The sequence below is a fragment of the Nocardioides asiaticus genome (genome assembly GCF_040049175.1).
GTDB lineage: Bacteria > Actinomycetota > Actinomycetes > Propionibacteriales > Nocardioidaceae > Nocardioides > Nocardioides cheoyonin.
This window is the reverse complement of record NZ_JBDZDM010000006.1, coordinates 296825-315860: the sequence shown is the minus strand read 5'-3', so window position 1 is coordinate 315860 and position 19036 is coordinate 296825. Positions and strand designations below refer to the sequence as shown.

Below are 19036 nucleotides of genomic sequence, written 5' to 3'. Positions count from 1 at the left end.
TGTCGCGGCGGGATAGTCCGGGACGGTCCTCAGGGGTTACCCGTGAGTAAGCCCTGTCAACCGTCCCGGACTACCCCGGCAGGGCGTACGTCTCCGGCCCCACCCGTACGGCGAGCCGGTCCTCGAGCAGGCCGGCGAGGGCGCGCTCGCGCTGCGCGGCGTCGGCCCACGCGGCGTCGAGGGAGCTGCGGTGGACGGGGCCGTCGCTGTCGCGCAGCAGCGCGAGCAGGCGACCGCGGCACTGCCGGTCGGTGCCGGCCCAGGTCTGTACCTTCCGCACGGGCCCGTCGTACGCCGGGCGGCCGGCGGCGTGCCACGCGCAGGAGGAGACGACGGGGCATCGCTCGCAAGCCGGCCCGGCCGCGGTGCACACCAATGCGCCGAGCTCCATCAGGGCGACCGACCAGGTGGCCGCCGTCGGGGCGTCCTCGGGCAGCAGCGCCTCGGCGCGGGTTCGCTCGGCCTTCGTGACCGACGGGGCAGGCAGCTCCTCGCCCCCGACGAGGCGGGCGAGCACCCTCCTGACATTGGTGTCGAGGACGATGTGGCGGCGTCGATAGGCGAACGAGGCGACGGCGGCGGCGGTGTAGTCGCCGACGCCGGGGAGCGCCCTCAGCGCGTCGTAGTCGCTCGGGACCTCCCCGCCGTGCCGCTCGACGATCGCCACGGCGGCCGCGTGGAGGCGGAGCGCCCGCCGCGGGTAGCCCAGTCGCCCCCACGCCCGGACGGCCTCACCGGTCGGCGCCTCGGCCAGTGCCGGCGGTGTGGCCCAGCGCTCCAGCCAGGCCTCGTGGACCGGCAGCACGCGCGCGACCGGGGTCTGCTGCAGCATGAACTCGCTGACCATCACCGACCACGGCGTCGCGGTCGCCGCCCGCCACGGCAGGTCGCGGGCATTGGCGTCGTACCACTGCAGGATCGGCTCCCGGAGCCGGGTGTCGAGATCTGGGGTCGCGCTGGTCATCACGGGTGATTCTGCCCGCATCCGCGAGCGCACGGAGTGGCACCCCGGATCGGGGTTTCCGGCTGGTTACGGTCTCCCCATGGCGCTGACTCGCGGGTCTCTCCCGTCCTCGGTCTACTGGCGCCGCCGGCTGGTGGTGCTGACGCTCGCACTCCTGCTGGTCGTGGTGATCGCGAAGCTCCTCGGCCTCGGCAGCGACGGCAGCTCCGGCCATGCCGCCACCGACGTCGCCGCCGACGCGAGCCCGACGGTGACGGTGACCGTCTCGCCCAGCGGCTCGTCCGCGCCGCCACAGACGTGGCGCGGCCAGCACAGCAACGCCACCGCCCCGACCTCGACGGCGCTGCCCACCCCCTCGGGTGACTGCGCGCCGTCCGATCTCAAGGTGACGCCGACCGTCACCAACGCGTACGCCGCCAGCCCGGTCACCGTCATGCTCCAGCTGCAGACCGAGGAGAGCCCGGCGTGCACCTGGCATGCCTCCTCGGACAGCCTCCAGGTCAGGATCAGCGGCGCCGGGGGCGCCACGGTCTGGTCGACGGTCGACTGCCCGCAGGCGGTCCCGGCCGCCGACCTGACGGTCTACCGCGACACCCCGACCAACTTCCCGCTCACCTGGCTCGGCCACCGCTCCGACGACTCCTGCTCGGTCCACACGCCGTGGGCGAGGGCCGGCACCTACCGCGTCGTCGCCGCCGCGCTCGGCGGCGAGCCCACCGAGGCGACGTTCGAGCTCGCCGTCCCCGGGTCGACCCCCACGCCGACCACCTCGGCCGCGCCGTCCGGGAGCGCGAGCACGTCCGCCAGCCCGTCGGACAGCCCGTCCGCGACCGGCACCGACGGGCGTACGACGGCGGGCAGCGACTCCACACCGCTCCTGCGCTGACGTCGCTGACCGTGTTGACGGCGCCGACGGTGCCGGCAGACGGCGATCAGACGTAGCGCTCGAGGATCGTCGACTCGGCGAGCCGGGAGAGCCCCTCGCGCACGGAGCGGGCGCGCAGCTCGCCGACGCCCTCGACGGCCTGCAGGTCGTCGACGCTGGCGGAGAGGAGCTTCTGCAACGTGCCGAAGTGGTCGACCAGCCGGTCGACGACGGCGCTGGGCAGCCGCGGGACCTTCGCGAGCAGCCGGTAGCCGCGGGGCGCCACAGCGCCGTCGAGCGCGTCGCCGCTCGAGAGGCCGAGCACGCGGGCGGTGGACGCCGGGTCGACGAGCTCGGTGGACGACAGGCTCTCCAGCTGCAGGAGCAGCTCCTCGGGGCTCCGGGCGCGCCGTCCGCGCGGGAGGTAGTCGCGGATCACCAGCTCGCGCTCGGCGTCGACGCCGGTGATGAGCTCCTCGAGCTGGAGCGACAGCAGCCGCCCGTCGGTGCCGAGCTCGAGCACGTAGTCCTCGATCTCGCGCGCGATGCGGGTGACCATCTCGAGTCGCTGCGCGACGACCGCCACGTCGCGGACGGTGACGAGGTCCTCGATCTCGAGGGCCGACAGCGTCGAGGCGACCTCGTCGAGGCGCAGCTTGTAGCGCTCCAGCGTCGCCAGCGCCTGGTTGGCCCTGGTGAGGATCTGGCCCGAGTCCTCGAGGACGTGCCGGGTCTCGCCGACGTAGGCCGCGATGATCTGCATCGACTGGGAGACCGAGATGACGGGGTAGCCGGTCTGGCGCGCCACCCGGTCGGCGGTGCGGTGGCGGGTGCCGGTCTCCTCCGACGGGATGGTGTGGTCGGGCATCAGGTGGACCGCGGCGCGGATGATCCGGGTGATGCCGGCGTCGACGATGATCGCGCCGTCCATCTTGGCGAGCTCGCGCAGGCCGGTGGAGGTGAACGGCACGTCGAGGTCGAAGCCGCCCGTCGAGAGCGCGTCGACCACGCGGTCGTGACCGAGGACGATGAGCGCGCCGGTGCGGCCGCGCAGGATCCGCTCGAGACCGTCGCGCAGGGGCGTCCCGGGCGCGATCAGCGCGAGCGTCTCGCGCAGGCGCAGCGTCTCCGACGATCGTTCGGTGGCCACTGCGCTCCTCTCATCGACACGTCCCTTGTGCTGGTGTGCGCCGAGTCTATCCGGGCGGGGCCGCGTCCACGCGTCATCGCGGGCGCTCTGCCGTGTGGTCAGTCGTCGTAGCCGCCCTCCATCCGGGTGCGCTGGGACAACCTCAGGAACTCGATCGCGCCGTAGACGTCGTGGAGCTCGAAGACCCGCATCCCGTCGAGGTTGCGTTCGCGCGGCACCGACGGCACCGGCCCCGGCTCGGCCGGCACGACGGCGACGGTGAAGCCGAGCCGCGCGGCCTCGGCGAGGCGCTTCTCGAGGTCGCGGACACGGCGCAGCTCCCCGGCCAGGCCGATCTCGCCCAGCGCCACCACGCCGCGCGGCGTCGGGGCTCCGCAGTTGGAGCTCGCGATCGCCACCGCGACCGCCAGGTCGGCGGCGGGATCCATCAGCCGGGCGCCGCCGACGGTCGAGGCGAAGACGTCGCGGCTGTGCAGCGGCATCCGGGCGTGGCGCTGCAGGACCGCGAGGATCATCGCCAGCCGGGCGCCGTCCAGCCCCGACGTCGTACGCCGGGCGCGCTCCTGGGACGTCGGTGTCGTCAGCGCCTGCACCTCCGCCAGCAGCGGCCGCCGGCCCTCCATCGTCACCGCCACGCAGGTGCCGGGCACGGTGACGTGGTGCGTCCCGACGAAGAGCCCGGACGGGTCGGTCACCGCGACGATGCCCTCGGAGGAGAGGTCGAAGCAGCCGACCTCGTCGATCGGGCCGAAGCGGTTCTTCATCGCCCGCACCATCCGGAACCGCGACTCCCGGTCGCCCTCGAAGTGGAGCACGACGTCGACGAGGTGCTCGAGCACCCGCGGGCCGGCGATCGAGCCGTCCTTGGTCACGTGGCCGACGATCATCGTCGTGATGTTGCGCGTCTTGGCGACCCGGATCAGCGCGGCGGCCACCTCGCGCACCTGGGTGACCCCGCCCGGCACCCCCTCGACCCCAGCGGCTCCGATCGTCTGCACCGAGTCCACGACCAGCAGCTCCGGCCGGGTCTCCTCGATGTGGGTGAGCACCGCGCCGAGGTCGGTCTCGGCAGCGAGGAAGAGCTCCGACTGGATCGCCCCGGTGCGGTCGGCCCGCAGCCGCACCTGCGACGCGGACTCCTCGCCGGTGACGTAGAGCGTGCGCCGACCGTAGCGTGCCGTCTGGGCGGCCACCTCGAGCAGCAGCGTGGACTTGCCGACCCCGGGCTCCCCGGCGAGCAGGATCGCCGCGCCGGGGACCAGCCCGCCGCCGAGGACGCGGTCGAGCTCGGGCACGCCGCTGGACCGGAAGCCGGCCTCGGTCACCGACACCTCGCCGATCGGCACCGCCGCGGAGGAGACCGGCGCCGCCGGCGTACGCCCCACGGGCGCTGCCGCCTCGGCCACCGACCCCCACGCCTGGCACTCGCCGCAGCGGCCGACCCACTTGACCGTCTCCCACCCGCACTCGGAGCAGCGGTAGGTGGGGCGCGGGGGCTTGGGGGCAGAGCGTGCTGAGGCCATGTCCGGAACGTTAGGGGAGGGCACCGACAGTGCGGCGGAGGCGCCGATATGCTTTGGAACGTTCAAGGTGGACGTGTCGGGTGACGGAGGGAGCCGACGGTGTCGCGGATGACCGGCCGGATGGCAGCGCCGCCGACCCTGGCCGACGTCGCCGAGCTCGCCGGGGTCTCGCGCCAGACCGTCTCCAACGCCGTCAACAACCCCGACCTCCTCCGCGCCGACACCCTCGCCCGCGTCCAGGCGGCGATCGAGCAGCTCGGCTACCAGCCGAACCGCGCGGCCCGCAGCCTGCGCACCCGCGCCTCCCACCTGATCGGACTGCGGCTCCAGCCGGTCCAGGAGGGCACCGCCAACGCGATGATGGACCGGTTCGTCCACTCGCTCGTGGAGACTGCCGGCGAGGCCGGCTACCACGTGCTGCTGTTCAGCACCGACAACGAGGACCCGGTCGGCGGCTACGACGACCTGCTCCGCTCCACCGCCGTCGACGCGTTCGTCGTCACCGACACCTACCTCGGCAACCCGCAGATCGCGTGGCTGCAGTCGCGACGCGCCCAGTTCGTGGCGTTCGGCCGCCCGTGGGGCTATCCCGACGCACGCCATCCGTGGGTCGACATCGACAGCGCCTACGGCTCCGAGCTCGCCACCACGCACCTCATCGACAAGGGGCACACCCGGATCGCCTGGATCGGCTGGCGCAAGGACTCGCTGTTAGGCGAGGAGCGCCGTTCGGGCTGGAGCCACGCGATGCGCTCCCGTGACCTCAGCACCACCGGCCTCGCCTCCCGCGTCGAGGACACCGTCAACTCCGGCAGGATGGCCGCCGCCGCGCTGCTCGACGAGGCCCGACCGAGCGCGTTCGTCTGCGCGTCCGACACCCTGGCGATGGGGGTCTTCCACACCCTCTTCGAGCGTGGCCTGCGTCCCGGTCAGGACATCGCCGTGGTCGGGTTCGACGACTCGCTGGTCGCCCAGACCGTTCCGCCCGGCCTCACCTCGGTCCGCCAGCCGCTCGAGGAAGCGGCCGGCGAGCTGGTCAAGGCCCTCGAGGGCCTGCTCGGCACGCCGCCGTACGTCGGACCCGGGGTCATGCTCAAACCCGCCCTCGTCGTCCGCGGCTCTTCCTGACCTTGCCCCGGCCCGACAGGATGGGGGCATGGCTACTCCTGCGAGCATCGTCGTGATCGGGGCCGGCCTCGCGGCCGCCAACGCAGTCGAGACGCTGCGGGAGGAGGGGTACGCCGGGTCGCTGACCGTCGTGGGCAGTGAGCCCGAGCCGCCGTACGAGCGACCACAGCTGTCCAAGGAGTACCTCCTGGGCGACTCCGAGTTCGGGCTCGTCCACGAGGCGGAGTGGTACGCCGAGCGCGACGTACGCCTCCTCACCGGCGTCACCGCCACCGCGCTGGACCGCGAGGCACGCACCGTCACGCTCGACAGCGGCGAGACCCTGCCCTACGACGCGCTCCTGCTCGCCACCGGCGCCACCCCGCGCGTGCCCGACCTGCCAGGCATCGACTCGGCGTACTTCCTGCGCACCGTCGCCGACGCCCGCCGCCTCAAGGCGGCGTTGACGCCGGGCGCACGTGTCGTCCTGGTCGGCGGCGGCTGGATCGGCCTCGAGGTCGCCGCGGCGGCGCGGGCCCACGACGCCCAGGCGGTCGTGCTCGAGGCGGCCGGGCTGCCGCTCTACAACGTCCTCGGCCCGGACATCGCGCGCTACCTCGTCGACCTGCACATCCAGCACGGCGTCGAGATCCGCACCGGCGTCAAGGTCGAGGCGATCGAGCCCGACGGCGTGATCACCGGCGACGGCAAGGTCGCCGCCGACGTCGTCGTGGTCGCCATCGGCGCCGTCCCGGAGACCACTCTCGCCCAGGGCGCCGGCCTCGTCGTCTCGAACGGCATCGAGGTCGACGAGCACCTCCGTACCTCCGACCCGCAGATCTACGCCGCCGGCGACGTCGCCCTCGCCACCAGCACGCTCCTCGGCCCGCTGCGCGTCGAGCACTGGGACAACGCCATCCGGCAGGGGCAGCTCGCCGCGAAGGCGATGCTGGCCGGACCGGATGGGGGCAAGGACGACGTCTACGACTGGCTGCCGTACTTCTACACCGACCAGTTCGAGTTCTCCATGGAGTACGTCGGCCGCGGCTCGGCCGCGGACGACGTCGTCGTCCGCGGCGACCAGGGCGGCAACGAGTTCATCGCCTACTGGCTGCGGGAGGGCATCGTGACGGCCGGGATGAACGTCGGCATCTGGGACGTCAACGACAAGCTCCGCGAGATCGTCGGCACGAGCCCCGACCCCGACGAGCTCACCGACCTGCGCTAGCCGGTCGATCGGTTGCCCTGCGGCCCATCAGCGGTGGCTCAGCAACCGATCGGATCCCGGATTCGGTTCTTTACGCACCGCTGACCGGAGCGTCGCTGAACGGAGCGGTGGCTGAGCAACCGGCGCCCGGTCGACTTCGGTTGCTCAACCACCGCCGCAGGGCATCCGCGAATAGCGTTCAGAAGCGGCGCCACCAGAGGTTGACCGCGTAGTCGACGTAGGTCCCCTCGTGCCCGGCGAGGACCGCGTCGGCGGTCCTCTCGTCGAACTCGATCCGGACGACCGCCTCGAGGTCCGCGCGCGACTCGAACGAGGCGTCCATGTCGACCGCGACCCGGGTCCAGCCGTGCACGGACCAGAACCGCTCGATCTCCTCGGGCGACGGGAGACGGGGATAGCCGCGCCGGAACCACCCGCCGAACGTCGACCGGCTGCCGTCGTTGTCGATGACCATCGCGACGCCGCCGCGGCGTACGACCCGGTCCAGCTCGCGCAGGCCGGGCTCGCAGCCGGGACCGAAGAAGTAGGCCCAGCGGGCGTGCACCACGTCGACCGACGCCGGGGGGAGGGGGAGCGCCTGGGCGACCCCCTCGAGCACCGTGACCTGGGGAAGACGTCGCGTACGCCGCCGGGCGAGCGTGCACAGCTCGGGATGCGGCTCGACGCCGGTGACGGTGCGCGCCCGATCCGCGAAGCGCGGCAGGTGGAAGCCGGACCCGCAGCCGAGGTCGAGCACGTCGCGCCCGGCCCAGCCGCCGGAGACCTCCTGCATGGCCGCCCAGAGCCGGCCGTGCGGGTCGACCGCGCGGTTCTCCACCTCGTAGGTGGCGGTGTGGTGCCAGATGTTGGGCGACGGGATCGCGCCCGCGGCGCCCGGGAGGTCCGCCCTGCTCACTGCCGCCGGCTCAGATGCGGACCTCGCCGTGCGGCGTCATGAAGTTGGCCGCGAGGAGACCAGGGGTGCCGTGCTCGGCGACCCAGCGGATCTCGACGTTCTCGGCCGGCTTGCCGGTCCACGGGTCGACCCGCTCGTCGAGGTCCTCGCCGAGGTAGTCCTGCACCCGCTGCGGGTCGCCGGAGATCTCCAGGCAGGTCAGCGTGATGTCGGAGCCGGCGTTGCCCGGGTGGAGCTTCGGGTCCATCTCCCAGTGGATGAAGTACGGCAGCTGCGGGTCGGCGATGAGGCCGTTGATGCCGATCTGGTGCCAGTGCAGCTCGGTGCCGTCGGGGAGGTGCCGGTTGCCGGGCACCCACGGGCGGCCGAGCCGCTTCTCGATGACCGGCAGGTCCTCGTCGTCGGCGCCGACGACGAAGCCGATCCAGCCGCCGCCGAGCGCGGAGCGGGCCTTCACGGCCTGGCCGAACGGTGCCTTGTCGGACGCAGGGTGCTCGAGAGCCTCGACGACCTCGAGGTAGAGCCCACCGCGGAGCGGCAGCGTGTAGTTGCGGGTGCCGAAGCGGGGATGGACCCCACCGTCGACGAAGTCCTGCCCCAGGAGCTCGCCGATGCGCTTGGCGGTCCCCACCAGCCCATCGGCTCCTGCGGCGTACGAAACGTGGTCCAGGCGCATGCAGAGATTCTGAGCGCTGCCTGAGAGCGACGCGAAACCGGGGTCGTTGTCTCTTGACGTCGAGACGTCTCGAGGGGGCCGCCGGCCGGCGGGCGCGCGCTGGTCAGCGCGGGTCGGCGGGGTGCAGCGCGAGCATCGAGCGCGACCGGATGTGGGCCTCGCAGTGGCGCGCCAGCTCGGCGTACGCCTCCTTGCCCATCAGCTCGGTGAGCTCGGCCTCACAGGTCACGAAGACCGGCTCGGGCGCGATGTGGGCCTCGGTGTTGCCGGAGCAGTACCAGTCGAGGTCGTGGCCCCCCGGGCCCCATCCGCGGCGGTCGTACTCACCGATCGTCACCTCGAGGTACGTCGTGCCGTCGGGGCGCTCGACGTCGCGGAACGTACGCCGGATCGGCAGCTGCCAGCACACGTCCGGCTTGGTCTGCAGCGGCTCCATCCCCTCGCGCAGCGCGAGGATGTGCAGCGCGCAGCCCGCGCCGCCGGGGAAGCCAGGGCGGTTGTGGAAGACACAGGCCTCCTGGCCGTCGACCTCGACGACCCTCGTCTTGCGCTCGCCATCGGCGTCCTTCTCCACCCAGTCCGACGTCTTCGCGCGCCGTCCGGGGTGCAGCTGCCAGGTGGACGGGTCGAGCCGGCCGACGTACGAGGCGACCCGCCTCTCGTCCTCCTTGTCGGCGAAGTGGGCGCCGAGGGTGCAGCAGCCGACGTCGGGCGCCGTCGCGTAGATCCCCGGGCAGCCGCCGCCGAAGATGCAGGTCCACGACGAGGTCAGCCAGGTGAGGTCGCAGCGCAGCACCTCGTCGCGGTCCGCAGGGTTGACGAACTCCACCCACGCGCGCGGGAAGTCAAGGTCCACCTCGGGCACCGGGCAAGCCTACGTGCGCGGTGTCACCGCCGGCGCGCAGGCCGACGCAGGTAGCGTTGGTCCCATGCGGCTGGGCGTGCTCGACATCGGCTCCAACACGGGGCACCTGCTCGTCGTCGACGCCCACGGTGGCGCGGCGCCGCTGCCGGCGTACTCCCACAAGGAGCGGCTGCGGCTCGCCGAGCACCTCGACGAGCACGGCGCGGTCACCAAGAAGGGGATCGAGGCGCTCACCCGGTTCACCCGCGAGGCGGTGGAGGTCGCCGAGGACAAGGGCTGCTCGGAGATCCTCGCGTTCGCGACCTCGGCGGTGCGCGACGCCGTCAACGCCCAGGAGGTGCTCGACCATGTCCATGAGCGCACCGGGGTCGAGATCGAGGTGCTGCCCGGGGAGGACGAGGCCCGGCTGACCTTCCTCGCCGTACGCCGCTGGTTCGGGTGGTCGGCCGGCCGGCTGGCGGTCTTCGACATCGGCGGCGGGTCGCTCGAGATCGCCGGCGGCGCCGACCAGGCGCCCGACGTCGCGTGGTCGCTGCCGCTCGGCGCGGCCCGCCTCGCGACCACCTACTTCGGGCACGCGCCGAGCGAGGAGGAGCTGCGCGAGCTGCGCCGTACGATCCGTACGACGATCGCCCGCGACGCCGGCCAGCTGATCCGGACCGGTCAGCCCGACAAGGCGGTCGCGACCTCCAAGACGTTCCGCTCGCTCGCCCGCATCTGCGGTGCCGCGCCGAGCAGCGAGGGCATCCGGGCGCCGCGCCAGCTGCCGCTCGGCGAGCTGCGCCGCTGGGTCCCCAAGCTGGTCGGCATGACCCTCGAGGAGCTCGCCGGGCTGCCCGGGGTGAGCTCCGACCGCGCCCACCAGATCGTGCCCGGCGCGCTCGTCGCCGAGGCCTGCATGGACCTCTTCGACCTCGACGCCCTCGAGGTCTGCCCCTGGGCACTGCGGGAGGGGCTGATCCTCGAGCGTCTCGACCACCTCTCCGTCCTCGGGGACGCCCAGTGACCAGAGTCGGCCTGTCCACCTCGTCGGTCTACCCGGAGTCGACCGCGCACGCGTTCGGCTACGCGAAGGCGGTCGGCTACGACTCCGTCGAGATCATGGTCGGCATCGACTCGCTGTCGCAGCAGACCGCCGCCGTCAAGCAGCTCTCCGAGCACCATGAGCTGCCGGTCTCGGCGATCCACGCGCCCTGCCTGCTGTTCACCCAGCGGGTCTGGGGCACCGACCCGTGGGGCAAGCTGGAGCGGTCCGCGGACATGGCCCACGCCGTCGGCGCGGAGGTGGTCGTCGTGCACCCGCCGTTCCGCTGGCAGAAGGAGTACGCCGCCGGCTTCGTCGAGGGGATCGCGAAGCTGGAGGCCGACACCGGGCTGGCGTACGCCGTCGAGAACATGTACCCCTGGCGCGCCTCGGGGCGGCGGGGCATGCAGATGTACCTGCCGCACTGGGACCCCTCCACCGAGTACTACGCCAACACCACGATCGACCTGTCCCACGCGGCGATCGCCCACGCCGACGTGATCGCCATGGCCGAGCGGCTCGGGTCGCGGCTGCGCCACATCCACCTCACCGACGGCACCGGCAGCGCGAAGGACGAGCACCTCGTGCCGGGCCGCGGGGCGATGGGCGCCGACAAGTTCCTGCGTCACCTCGCGGGCTCCGGGTTCGACGGCGAGATCATCCTGGAGATCAATACCCGCAAGGCCTCGCCCGGCCCCACCCGCGAGGCCGAGCTGCGCGAGGCGCTCGACTTCGCGCGGGAGCACTTCACGGCCGGGTGACCGGCTCCCGGACGCTGTCGCCCTCGGGGTGCGCCGCGGCCGCCGCCCAGAGCAGCGCGGTCGCGGCGAGGAGCAGCACCATGCCCGCCGTACCCCACCAGCCGGCGAGGAACGCGTAGCCGCCGAGCCAGCCGAACAGGCTCGAGCCGGCGTAGTAGAAGAGGTTGTAGAGCGACGTGGCCTGCGCGCGGCCCACCGATGCGCGGTGCCCGACCCAGCCCGAGGCCGTGGAGTGGGCGCCGAAGAACCCGGCGGTCATCACCACCAGGCCGACCAGGACCGTCGGCAGCCAGTCGGGCAGCGTGAGGGCGACCCCGGCGATCATGACCGCGGTGGAGCAGAGCATCACCCGGCGCCGCCCGTGCCGGGCCGCGAGGCCGCCGGCCACCCGCGACGAGACGGTCCCGGCCAGGTAGGCGAAGAAGAGGAGCGAGGAGACCACCACGGGCAGGCCGAAGGGCGCCCGCTCGAGTCGGTAGCCGAGGTAGTTGTAGATCGCGACGAAGCCGCCCATCAACAGGAACGCCTGCGCGTAGAGCACCAGCATCCGCGGGTCGCGCAGGTTGAGCGCGATGCCGCGGACCACGCCCACCTCGGGCCTGCCGGCCGGCCGGCTGAAACCGCGGGCGCGAGGGACGAGCAGGACGAACGCGACCGTCGCGGAAGCGGACAGGACGCCGACCGCGGCCACGCCGAGCCGCCACCCGCCGAGCTCCGCGAAGGGCCCCGACACCACGCGGCCGAGCAGGCCGCCGATCGTCGTACCGGAGATGTAGGTGCCCGCCGCCACCGCCGCCTGCGAGCGGTGCACCTCCTCGGAGAGGTACGCCACCGCCAGCGCAGGCACGCCGCCGAGAGCGATCCCCTCGAGCGCGCGCAGCCCCAGCAGGACGGCGTACGACGGCGCGAGCGGTGTGAGCAGCCCGAGGACCGCCGCGGCGACCAGGGCCGCCTTCATCGCGGGCGCCCGCCCGATCCGGTCGGCGACCCACGACCAGGCGAGCACCGAGGCCGCCAGTCCGAGCGTCGCCACCGAGACCGTCAGGGCCGCCTGCGCGGCGTCGACGTGGAGGCTGTGCCCGACGACCGGGAGGATGCCCTGGGTCGAGTAGAGCTGCGCGAACGTCGCGACCCCGGCGGCGCCCAGGGCGACGAGGATGCGCCGGTAGCCGCGGCTTCCGCGGCGGTGGCCGGTCCAGGTGCGCGTGTCCGCCTCGTTCGGGTGGGTCGTGGGGGCGGACATCGTCTCCACGCTAGGTCCGGGACTCCGTCGAGCCACGGGATTGTGAGATATCAGCCACGCCCGCGCGACTACGCTCGCGACCATGACGACCACGCCCCGCCGCGGCCGCAGGCCGGGGTCGCCCGACACCCGCGCGGCGATCCTCGCCGCGGCGCGGGAGCGCTTCGCGCGGCAGGGGTACGCCGGCACGTCGGTGCGCGGCGTGGCGGCCGCCGCGGGCGTCGACTCTGCGCTGGTGCATCACTACTTCGGGGCGAAGGAGGACCTCTTCATCGCCGCCCTCGAGCTGCGCGTCGACCCGCGCGAGGTCGTCCCGCAGCTGTTGGCCGGCGGGATCGAGGGCGCGGGGGAGCGGCTGGTGCGAACCTTCCTCGACGTGTGGGACGACGAGGAGACCCGGCTGCCGCTGCTGGCCCTGCTGCGCGGTGCCGTCGAGCCCGGCGGCGACCGGCTGGTCCGCGACGGCTTCGTCCGGATGGTGCTCGAGCCTCTCGGGGCGGGGCTCGGCGTCGACCGGGCCGAGCTCCGGATGGCGCTGACCGCGTCGCAGCTCTTCGGCCTCGTGCTGTTCCGCTACGTGATCCGGGTCGAGCCGCTGGCGTCGGCGCCGGTGGAGGAGCTGGTCGCGACGTACGCGCCGGTCGTCCAGGGCTACCTCTCCGATCCGCTCCCCTGATCGAGGGGCTTGCGGGACGGGGCCTCCGAGTGAGAAATTCAGCAGGTGATGAAAAATGTCGTCGAGGCGGAGCGCCTGACCGTCGTACGCGGACGCCGGGAGATCCTGCACGGGCTCGACTTCACCGTGCCTGCCGGTGAGGTGACCGGGCTGCTCGGTCCCAGCGGGTGCGGCAAGACGACGCTGATGCGCACGCTGGTCGGCGTGCAGGCGCACACGACCGGCCGGCTCGAGGTGCTCGGCCGGCCTGCGGGGGACAGGGAGCTGCGCCGCCGGATCGGCTACGTGACCCAGGATGACGCCGTCTACCTCGACCTCACCGCGACGGAGAACCTCCGCTTCTTCGCCCGCGTCCTCGGGGTCGGGCGCGGCGCCGTCACCGCCGCGCTCGAGACGGTGGATCTGAGCGACCACGCCGACCGTGTCGTACGCGACCTCTCGGGCGGCCAGCGCAACCGGGTCAGCCTCGCGGTGGCGCTCCTCGGCGGGCCGGACCTGCTGGTCCTCGACGAGCCGACCGTCGGCCTCGACCCGGTGCTGCGCGAGCAGCTGTGGACGACGTTCCGCGGCCTCGCCGACGGCGGGACCACGGTGGTCGTCTCGAGCCACGTGATGGACGAGGCCGAGCGGTGCGACCGGCTGCTGCTCATGCGCGACGGACGCTTCCTCGCCGACGGTACGCCCGAGGGGATCAAGGAGAAGGCCGGCACCGACGACATCGAGCATGCGTTCCTCGCGCTGGTGAAGGACGCCGCATGAGCGCCCGGCGTACGCTCGCCGTGACCGCGCGGGTCCTCAACCAGGTCCGGCGCGACCCGCGGACCCTGGCGATGCTGCTGCTCGTCCCGTGCCTGCTGATGGTGCTGCTGTGGTGGATGTACCGCTCCTCGCCGGTCTCGCTCTTCGACCGGATCGGCCCGGCGCTCCTGGCGATCTTCCCGTTCGTCGTGATGTTCCTGGTCACCAGCGTCACGACGCTGCGCGAGCGCTCGTCGGGCACGCTCGAGCGGCTGCTCGCGATGCCGCTCGCGAAGCTCGACTTCCTGCTCGGCTACGGACTGGCCTTCGGCCTGGTCGCGGCGGTCCAGTCGCTGGTGGCGGTCGGCGTCAGCGTCGGCCTCCTCGGGCTCGACGTCACCTCCGTGGCGCAGCTCCTCCTCGTCGCGGTCGCCGACGCCGTGCTCGGCTGCGCCTTGGGCCTCTTCGTGAGCGCGTTCGCCAACACCGAGTTCCAGGCGGTCCAGTTCATGCCCGCCCTCGTCGTACCCCAGATCCTGCTCTGCGGCCTCTTCGTCTCCCGCGACGACCTGCCCGACGTGCTGCACGCGATCAGCGACGTCCTCCCGCTGTCGTACGCCGTCGACGCGATGAAGCACCTGACCAGCGGCGCCACCACGTCCGGCTCGGTGTGGGTCGACCTCGTAGTCGTCGTCGCGTACGTCGTCGCGGGGCTCGCGCTCGGAGCCGCGACGCTCCGGCGGCGTACGCCGTGACGGGGTTGCTCGACGCCTGGGGCGCGACGGAGGCGGAGGCGAGGCGTGGCTACCCGGCCGACAACCTGCTCCCGGCTCCGGTTCGGCGGTTGACCCGCGCCGTGTCCGTGGCGCCGCCCGACCATCCCGCCCCGGCCCGCCCAGACCTGGTGATGATGCGCAAGGAGCTGCTCACGCTGAAGCGGCTGGCGGAGGACGCTTGCCCGCTGCCTGCAAGCGAGTAATCATGCTTACATGACTACAGACGAAGTCCGGGGCTGGTTCGCCGGCCGGCTCCCGGAAGGACTGTTCGAGGAGCTGGTCGACGTGGTCGTCGACCGCGAGGAGATCACCGTCGTCGGGCGGATCGACGAGCCCGCGACGGCCGAGGACGAGACCGACGAGGTCAGGCGCGCGACGATCGAGGGGCGGATCGCGGAGTTCCGCGAGCGCACCCGGGAGGACCGGATGGCCGTCGCACGCGAGGCGGAGCGGCGCTACGGCCGCAAGGTGTCGTGGGGCGTCGAGTGCGGCGGCGTACGCGCGCTGTTCACCAACGTCTCCGCGCCCGTGATGACGCGGCTGCGGCAGCCGGAGCGGCAGGTTCTCGACCTGCTCGTCGAGTCCGGCGTCGCGCGCAGCCGCAGCGATGCGCTCGGCTGGTGCGTGAGGCTCGTGCAGCAGCACAGCGAGGACTGGCTCGCCGAGCTGCGGGAGTCGCTCGAGCACGTGCGGAGGGTGCGCGACCGAGGGCCGGACGCTGCTGCAGGATGAGCGGGTGCCCGTCGAGATCCTGCCGTACGACCCCCTGCCCTACTCGGTCCACACCGCCGGCGTCGGCGCGCTCTGCGCCGCCCTCGGCTGGCCGTCGCTGACCGACCCCGACCTCTGCCGCCGGGTCCTATCCGGGCCCGGCGTGGTGGCCCGCATCGCCGTCGACGGGAGCGCCGTCGTCGGCTTCGGCTACGGCATGGGCGACGGCGCGCTGCAGTCCTACCTGGCGCAGCTGGCCGTGACCCCGGCGTACCGCCGCCGCGGCATCGCCCGCCGGCTCGTCGAGGCGATCTACGACGCCACCGGCACCCAGCGGATGGACCTGCTCACCGACGACGCCCAGGCGTTCTACGAGGCCATGCCCCACCAGACCAAGCCCGGCTACCGGATCTACCCGCGCTGGGAGCAGCCGGACTGAGGACCGGTTGGACCGATGAGGCACTCTTGACGGCGTCCGTGGTCGAAGGAGTTCCCGGTGGTCGAGCAGCAGTCACGTGCCCAGTCAGCCGTCGTGCTGGAGCGGATCCTCAACCATCTCGAGCACCCCGACTTCGCCGACCAGGACGAGGAGACCGCGGCGGCGCGGCTGCGTGAGCTGCAGCGCGAGTTCACCCGCTTCCGGCTGCGCTACAAGTTCGCCATCGACGAGCTGACGACGAAGATCTCGATCCTCCGCGAGGAGTTCGAGCAGACCCACGACCACAGCCCGATCGAGCACGTCCGCACCCGGCTCAAGTCGCCGGAGAGCATCTTCGCGAAGGCGACCCGGATCGGCTGCCCGCCGTCGATCGCGGAGATCCAGGCCCGCATCCACGACATCGCCGGTGTACGCCTGACCTGCGCGTTCGAGTCCGACGTCTACTGGATCGCCGACATGCTCACCAGCCAGCCCGACGTGACGGTGGTCGAGGTCGAGGACTACATCGCCCGCCCCAAGCCCAACGGCTACCGCAGCCTGCACCTCATCGTCGAGGTCCCGGTCTACCTCTCCGACCGCACCGAGCAGGTCGAGGTCGAGCTCCAGATCCGCACCATCGCGATGGACTTCTGGGCGAGTGTGGAGCACAAGATCTACTACAAGTACGACGGCGAGGTGCCGCCCGGCCTGCTCGACGAGCTCCGGGTCGCGGCCGCCACCGCCCACGACCTCGACGCCCGGATGGCGCGGCTGCGCGCGGGGATGAAGGGCCTCGCGCCCGGCGCGAGCTGACCGTCGGAGCCGGGCCTCACGCCAGCCCGATCGCCGCCTCGGCAGCCGCCAGCACCGGGGCGGTGACCTCCTGGCAGCGCGCCGCGCCGGCGGCGTACACGCTGGTGACGTGTGCCTGGTCAGCCGCCAGCTCGGCGTACCTCTTCTGGATCGGCTCCAGCACTGCGACGACCGCCTCGGTGACGGCCGCCTTGAGCCCGCCGTACGACGCGAGCCCGTCGGCCGACCCGCCGCACGCCTCCAGGATCTCGATCAGGTTCGTGACGCCGGGCTTCGCCGCGCGGTCCGCTCGGACCGGGTCCGGGCCCGTGTCGGAGTCGGTGACCGCGCGGCCGACCTTGCGGCGTACGACGTCGGGCGGGTCGAGCAGGAAGATCGACCCCGGATGGGCGTCGCCGGCCGACTTGCTCATCTTCCGGGTCGGGTCGGCGAGGTCCATCACCCGGGCGCCCGTCGGTGGGTGGACCGCACGCGGGACCGTGAAGACACCGCCGTACGTGTTGTTGAACCGGAGCGCGACGTCGCGGGCGAGCTCGACGTGCTGCCGCTGGTCCTCGCCGACCGGGATCTCGGGCGCGCGGTAGAGCAGGATGTCCGCGGCCATCAGGACCGGGTAGGTGTAGAGAGAGGCCCGGGTCGAGTCGACCCCGCGGCCCTTCTCCTTGAACTGGATCATCCGGTTCAGCTCGCCCGTGTGCGCGACGCACTCGAGCAGGTAGGCGAGCCCGCGGTGCTGCGGCACGGCGGACTGCAGGAAGAGCGTCGAGTCGTCGAGCCCGACCGCGAGCAGGAGCGTGGCCATCTCGCGCACGCGCTCCCGGAGCACGGCGGGGTCGTGCGGGGTGGTGAGCGCGTGCAGGTCCGAGAGCCCGTAGAAGCACTCTGCCCGACCCTGGGCACGGTGCTGACCCTCCGCCATCGGCCGGAGCGCGCCGAGCAGGTTGCCGAGGGTGAGCCGGCCTGACGGGGTGAGCAGGGAGAGTCGTCGGATCATGGTTCCTCCTGGGGTGAGAGCCCACCGGAGGCCGACGCGAAAGACACGAAGAAGGCCGCCCGGTGGGCGGCCTGGTGATGGGTGTCAGATGCGCACGAAGGATGGCCGCCGGTCAGGCGGACCACCACTGGATGCGAAGCGCGTGCACCCGGCCAGTGTGCCACACCTCGAAGCGGGGGCCGAGGCGATAAGTGCAGCCGGTACGGTCAGTCCCATGGACGTGCAGTGCTCCGGACCGGCCACCGTCGTCTACGACCCCAGTCTCTCGGAGTACGACTTCGGACCCAGCCATCCGATGGCTCCGCTCCGCGTCGCCCTGACGATGCGGCTTGCCGACGAGATCGGCGTCCTGTCCCGGCCCGTGGGCGGACTGCGGGTGGTGCCCGCGCCGATGGCGTCGTACGACCAGCTGCTCACCGTCCACGACGCCTCCTACATCGAGGCGGTCGAGCGGGCCGGCCAGACGTTGGGCGCGGACCTCACCCACGGGCTCGGCACCGAGGACGACCCGGTCTTCCCGGCCATCCACCACGCCAGCGCCCACATCGCCGGCGCGAGCGTCGAGGCGGCCCGGCAGGTGCTCAGCGGGGAGAGCCTGCATGCCGCCAACATCATGGGCGGGCTCCACCACGCGATGCGCGACCGGGCGAGCGGGTTCTGCATCTACAACGACGTCGCGATCGGGATCCGGTGGCTGCTCGACCAGGGCGTCGAGCGGATCGCGTACGTCGACGTCGACGTGCACCACGGCGACGGCGTCGAGCGGGCGTTCTGGGACGACCCGCGAGTGCTCACCATCAGCCTCCACGAGACCGGGCAGATGCTCTTCCCGGGCACCGGCTTCCCCGAGGAGACCGGCGGCCCCGACGCCGTCGGCAGCGCGGTCAACGTCGCCCTTCCGCCCGGCACGGCCGACCACGGCTGGCTGCGGGCGTTCCACGCCGTGGTGCCGCCGCTGGTGAGGGAGTTCAAGCCGCAGATCCTGGTCACCCAGCAGGGCTGCGACTCCCACACCGAGGACCCGCTGGCCCATCTGATGCTCACCGTCGACGGCCAGCGGGCGGCGTACCTCGCCCTCCACGAGCTCGCCCACGAGGTCTGCGACGGGAAGTGGGTCGCCTTCGGCGGGGGAGGGTACGCCGTCGTCGACGTCGTCCCCCGGGCGTGGACCCACCTGCTGGCGATCGTCGGCGGCGCGCCGCTGGACCCGCAGCTCGACACGCCGGAGAGCTGGCGCGCCCACATCCAGGAGCTGCTCGGCGCGGTCGCGCCCCGCCGCATGACCGACGGCAGAGAGCCGACGTACCGCGACTGGTCACTGGGGTATGACCCCGCCACGTGGCTCGATCGGCAGATCAACGCCACCCGGACGGCCGTCTTCCCGCTCCACGGGCTCGACCCTCTTCCTTAACTACCCCCTCTTAGGGCACGGTTGAGAGACACACCCGCGCGGCGCGACCGGCGGTCCGCGGCCGCGGGGATCAAGTGCATTGCCCGAAATCAATCCGACACGCCGGGTCTCGATGAGATTCCCAGGGGTTACCCCTTCCCCACTAGTCACATCAGGCTCTATTCTCACGAAGGCAGCGAGCGCGTGGGAGCAATCGGT

The 19036-nt window shown here is 72.6% G+C and carries 21 protein-coding genes; 13 read left to right on the top strand and 8 right to left on the bottom strand.

Annotated features, from left to right (window positions below):
- Window positions 1–70: 70 nt before the first annotated feature.
- A complete protein-coding gene (locus ABLE53_RS21665) occupies window positions 71–964 on the bottom strand; it encodes an HhH-GPD family protein (RefSeq protein ID WP_348861226.1) in 894 nt (297 codons plus the stop codon).
- Between the two features lie 79 nt (window positions 965–1043).
- Here ABLE53_RS21665 and ABLE53_RS21660 point away from each other — a divergent pair, with 79 nt between their 5' ends.
- On the top strand, window positions 1044–1850 hold the full coding sequence (locus tag ABLE53_RS21660; protein ID WP_348861225.1) for a hypothetical protein: 807 nt from the start codon (window positions 1044–1046) through the stop codon (window positions 1848–1850).
- A 46-nt stretch (window positions 1851–1896) separates the two neighbouring features.
- On the opposite strand, the gene disA is transcribed toward ABLE53_RS21660, so the two are convergent.
- Both disA and radA read right to left on the bottom strand, forming a co-directional pair.
- Window positions 1897–2979 (bottom strand): DNA integrity scanning diadenylate cyclase DisA, encoded by a 1083-nt coding sequence (disA, locus tag ABLE53_RS21655; protein WP_348861224.1) that lies wholly within the window; start codon window positions 2977–2979, stop codon window positions 1897–1899.
- A gap of 98 nt (window positions 2980–3077) precedes the next feature.
- Window positions 3078–4502, bottom strand: a complete 1425-nt coding sequence (gene radA / locus ABLE53_RS21650) for a DNA repair protein RadA (RefSeq protein WP_348861223.1) — start codon at window positions 4500–4502, stop codon at window positions 3078–3080.
- A gap of 108 nt (window positions 4503–4610) precedes the next feature.
- On the opposite strand from radA, the gene ABLE53_RS21645 reads away from it, so the two are divergent.
- The gene (locus ABLE53_RS21645) at window positions 4611–5630 is read left to right on the top strand and encodes a LacI family DNA-binding transcriptional regulator (protein ID WP_348861264.1); all 1020 of its coding nucleotides are present in this window, start codon (window positions 4611–4613) and stop codon (window positions 5628–5630) included.
- Between the two features lie 28 nt (window positions 5631–5658).
- The gene (locus tag ABLE53_RS21640) at window positions 5659–6837 is read left to right on the top strand and encodes an NAD(P)/FAD-dependent oxidoreductase (RefSeq protein WP_348861222.1); all 1179 of its coding nucleotides are present in this window, start codon (window positions 5659–5661) and stop codon (window positions 6835–6837) included.
- A gap of 178 nt (window positions 6838–7015) precedes the next feature.
- On the opposite strand, the gene ABLE53_RS21635 is transcribed toward ABLE53_RS21640, so the two are convergent.
- The 3 genes from ABLE53_RS21635 to ABLE53_RS21625 form a co-directional block, all read right to left on the bottom strand.
- A complete protein-coding gene (locus ABLE53_RS21635) occupies window positions 7016–7732 on the bottom strand; it encodes a class I SAM-dependent methyltransferase (protein ID WP_348861221.1) in 717 nt (238 codons plus the stop codon).
- Window positions 7733–7742: 10 nt separating this feature from the next.
- Complete coding sequence (locus tag ABLE53_RS21630; RefSeq protein ID WP_348861220.1) at window positions 7743–8408, bottom strand: VOC family protein; 666 nt, start codon at window positions 8406–8408, stop codon at window positions 7743–7745.
- 103 nt (window positions 8409–8511) lie between these two features.
- Window positions 8512–9273 (bottom strand): DUF3109 family protein, encoded by a 762-nt coding sequence (locus ABLE53_RS21625; protein ID WP_348861219.1) that lies wholly within the window; start codon window positions 9271–9273, stop codon window positions 8512–8514.
- A 64-nt stretch (window positions 9274–9337) separates the two neighbouring features.
- On the opposite strand from ABLE53_RS21625, the gene ABLE53_RS21620 reads away from it, so the two are divergent.
- Window positions 9338–10279, top strand: coding sequence for a Ppx/GppA family phosphatase (locus ABLE53_RS21620; protein WP_348861218.1), 942 nt, complete (start codon window positions 9338–9340; stop codon window positions 10277–10279).
- Complete coding sequence (locus ABLE53_RS21615) at window positions 10276–11058, top strand: sugar phosphate isomerase/epimerase family protein (RefSeq protein WP_348861217.1); 783 nt, start codon at window positions 10276–10278, stop codon at window positions 11056–11058. The genes ABLE53_RS21620 and ABLE53_RS21615 overlap by 4 nt, the downstream gene beginning before the upstream one ends.
- On the opposite strand, the gene ABLE53_RS21610 is transcribed toward ABLE53_RS21615, so the two are convergent.
- Window positions 11045–12301 (bottom strand): MFS transporter, encoded by a 1257-nt coding sequence (locus ABLE53_RS21610; RefSeq protein WP_348861216.1) that lies wholly within the window; start codon window positions 12299–12301, stop codon window positions 11045–11047. The two genes, ABLE53_RS21615 and ABLE53_RS21610, sit on opposite strands and share 14 nt — an antisense overlap.
- A gap of 82 nt (window positions 12302–12383) precedes the next feature.
- Between ABLE53_RS21610 and ABLE53_RS21605 the strand changes: the two genes are divergently transcribed.
- From ABLE53_RS21605 to ABLE53_RS21575, 7 genes are read left to right on the top strand one after another with little or no spacing between them, the layout of a single operon-like run.
- A complete protein-coding gene (locus ABLE53_RS21605) occupies window positions 12384–12977 on the top strand; it encodes a TetR/AcrR family transcriptional regulator (RefSeq protein ID WP_348861215.1) in 594 nt (197 codons plus the stop codon).
- A gap of 48 nt (window positions 12978–13025) precedes the next feature.
- Window positions 13026–13736 (top strand): heme ABC exporter ATP-binding protein CcmA, encoded by a 711-nt coding sequence (gene ccmA / locus ABLE53_RS21600; protein WP_348861263.1) that lies wholly within the window; start codon window positions 13026–13028, stop codon window positions 13734–13736.
- Window positions 13733–14470 carry an ABC transporter permease gene (locus ABLE53_RS21595; RefSeq protein ID WP_348861214.1) on the top strand — a complete coding sequence of 246 codons (738 nt, stop codon included), beginning with the start codon at window positions 13733–13735 and terminating at the stop codon, window positions 14468–14470. Before ccmA ends, ABLE53_RS21595 begins: the two co-directional genes overlap by 4 nt.
- A complete protein-coding gene (locus tag ABLE53_RS21590; RefSeq protein ID WP_348861213.1) occupies window positions 14467–14694 on the top strand; it encodes a hypothetical protein in 228 nt (75 codons plus the stop codon). The genes ABLE53_RS21595 and ABLE53_RS21590 overlap by 4 nt, the downstream gene beginning before the upstream one ends.
- A 10-nt stretch (window positions 14695–14704) precedes the next feature.
- On the top strand, window positions 14705–15223 hold the full coding sequence (locus ABLE53_RS21585; RefSeq protein WP_348861212.1) for a hypothetical protein: 519 nt from the start codon (window positions 14705–14707) through the stop codon (window positions 15221–15223).
- Between the two features lie 4 nt (window positions 15224–15227).
- A complete protein-coding gene (locus ABLE53_RS21580) occupies window positions 15228–15641 on the top strand; it encodes a GNAT family N-acetyltransferase (protein WP_348861211.1) in 414 nt (137 codons plus the stop codon).
- A 57-nt stretch (window positions 15642–15698) separates the two neighbouring features.
- Window positions 15699–16433 carry a GTP pyrophosphokinase gene (locus ABLE53_RS21575; RefSeq protein WP_348861210.1) on the top strand — a complete coding sequence of 245 codons (735 nt, stop codon included), beginning with the start codon at window positions 15699–15701 and terminating at the stop codon, window positions 16431–16433.
- A gap of 16 nt (window positions 16434–16449) precedes the next feature.
- Here ABLE53_RS21575 and trpS read toward each other — a convergent pair whose 3' ends face one another.
- Complete coding sequence (trpS, locus tag ABLE53_RS21570; RefSeq protein WP_348861209.1) at window positions 16450–17427, bottom strand: tryptophan--tRNA ligase; 978 nt, start codon at window positions 17425–17427, stop codon at window positions 16450–16452.
- Window positions 17428–17641: 214 nt separating this feature from the next.
- Between trpS and ABLE53_RS21565 the strand changes: the two genes are divergently transcribed.
- Window positions 17642–18838, top strand: coding sequence for an acetoin utilization protein AcuC (locus tag ABLE53_RS21565; RefSeq protein WP_348861208.1), 1197 nt, complete (start codon window positions 17642–17644; stop codon window positions 18836–18838).
- Window positions 18839–19036: the final 198 nt, after the last annotated feature.